The sequence below is a fragment of the Acidaminococcus hominis genome (assembly GCF_900291475.1).
In the GTDB taxonomy this organism is placed as follows: Bacteria; Bacillota; Negativicutes; order Acidaminococcales; family Acidaminococcaceae; genus Acidaminococcus; species Acidaminococcus hominis.
Genome location: NZ_OLMM01000019.1, coordinates 1 through 1,953 on the forward strand (window position 1 = coordinate 1; position 1,953 = coordinate 1,953).

Consider the following 1,953-nt stretch of genomic DNA (forward strand, 5'->3'; position numbering starts at 1 on the left):
GTGAAATGACGGCGCGTGCGTGACATGATGATTATCTCCTTTTTCATTGATCGCCTCCAGTATACCACGAGATTCACATTAAGAAATAGTTTCGAAGTTGTCTTAATTCATAGTTCCATTATAAACATAATAAATAAGTGCTTTGGTTGCTTTTTTACAGCCAAAGCACTTATTTATTATGCAAGGAAGCCCCCAGCATCACGCCGGGGGCCTTAACTTTTTCTCTATTCTCTTTTCTCTTATCTAAACGTCTTATCCGCATAAGCCTGGAGTTCTGCCCGGCAGTCGGGATGAGCCACGGCAATCATGGCCTGGGCGCGTTCTTTCAGGGACAGGCCGGTCAAATGGGCCACGCCATACTCGGTAGCCACGTTCTGGATCAAGGCTCTGGGAGCGGAAATGGTGCTGCCTGCGGGGATAGTAGGCAGGATGTTGGAATGGCGGACGCCCTGTTTATCCACCCGGGAGGACTCGATGCAGATGTAGCCTGCGCCGCCCCGGGACAGGAAGGCGCCTTCCAAAAAGTCCAGCTGGCCGCCGGTGCCGGAAAGTTGCCGAGTGCCTACGGATTCGGCATTTTCCTGCCCCATGAGATCCAACTGCACGCCGCCGTTGATGCTGATGTAGTTGGAAATATTTTCCATCACCCGGGGATTATGGACGTAGTCCACTTCTGCCGGGTAGAACAGTTCGGGTTTTTCCTGGAGCCAATTATACAGCTCCTGGCTGCCGCTGGCCAGGTTCCAGGTGGACAGGCCGGTACGGACTTCCTTTTTGGCGTTGGTGAGCTTGCCGGCCTTGTAGAGGGCCAGGAAGGCATCGCTGATGGTGCCGGTATGGCAGCCCAGGTTTTCCCGGTCGCTTTTGGCCAGCAGCTGGGCAATGGTAAAGGGAATGGTCCCTACGCCCAAACTCAGGGTAGCGCCATTAGGAATCTCAGCCACTACATTTTGGGCAATCTGGATATCGGCTGCAGAAGGCTGCCGGTAGCCGGAGGTGATTAACGGGCCGTGTTCCCCTTCCACCAGGTAATCGGCGTCCTCAATAGACACTCGGTGGGAACCGTCCACGCCCTGGAGGGTGGGCAGCTTTTCGTTGATTTCAAAGATAACGGTCCGGGCCTTTTGGATAATGGTCTTCCAGCAGTAGCTGGCAAGCCCCAGGCCGCAGTATCCATTGGCGTCGGGCCTAGAAACCGGCACAATGGCCACATCCACTTGCAGGTAGTCCCGGTACATTTCCGGCAACAGCCGCAAAATCATGGGCACAAAGTGCAGCCGCCCCTGGGTAAACAGCTTCCGTTCATAGGCGCCCAAATGCCAGCTGTAGTACTGGAAATGCTTCATCTCCGGGTCACAGTCCACGGTATGGATAATGGGCTGGTACACCAGTCCGCCCCGGATCTTTACGTCCGTCAGCTCGTCCCGACGGTCCGCCAGGGCCTGGTCCATAAGCTCGGCAAAGCCGCTGCCGAAGCCAAAATCCACCCAATCCCCGCTTTGGATGGCCTTGGCGGCCTCTGCCGGTGTACAAATTTTAGGTTGTTTTGCCATTGTATTGCCTCCTTTGGCACTGTAACAGTTTCTTACTTATCATAACGGTTTTTCCACCGAATTTCCAGAACGGGCAAACAAATTGCTCCGTTCCCTATCAGAAATAAGTATGTCGGATATTCTTTGGCAGAAAGAATATCCGACACACATAGAGGGGTGTTTATCGCAAACTATTAAAGGAGAATGTTAAGTGAAGTGAATCAAAAAATCTCTGTTTATCGTTTTTCTTATGCCAATTCCATGCCTTTTTCGAAAGCCTTTTGGTTGCTATCGATAACCTTCTGCTTCCCGCCAAAACGGGCAATGATGCCCTGCTTGACGCTTTCCGGCTTCAGCAGCCCGGTCTTCTTCATCATGGCACCCAAGGCAATGAAGTTGGCACTTTGGATGCTCTCCAGTT

2 protein-coding genes are annotated in these 1,953 nt (G+C 52.5%); both read right to left on the reverse strand.

Annotation, left to right across the window (positions count from 1 at the left end; genetic code table 11):
- Positions 1 to 239: 239 nt before the first annotated feature.
- Entirely contained in the window at positions 240 to 1,553 is a 1,314-nt protein-coding gene (locus C7E10_RS11895; RefSeq protein WP_105327531.1) for an acetyl-CoA hydrolase/transferase family protein, read from the reverse strand.
- Between the two features lie 227 nt (positions 1,554 to 1,780).
- Entirely contained in the window at positions 1,781 to 1,951 is a 171-nt protein-coding gene (locus C7E10_RS11900) for a 2-oxoacid:acceptor oxidoreductase family protein (protein ID WP_338064736.1), read from the reverse strand.
- Positions 1,952 to 1,953 lie beyond the last annotated feature (2 nt).

What these genes read in the sequence shown, in the direction of transcription:
- C7E10_RS11895 (WP_105327531.1), bottom strand. Translation starts at nt 1,553, where the DNA reads ATGGCAAAACAACCTAAAATTTGTACACCGGCAGAGGCCGCCAAGGCC.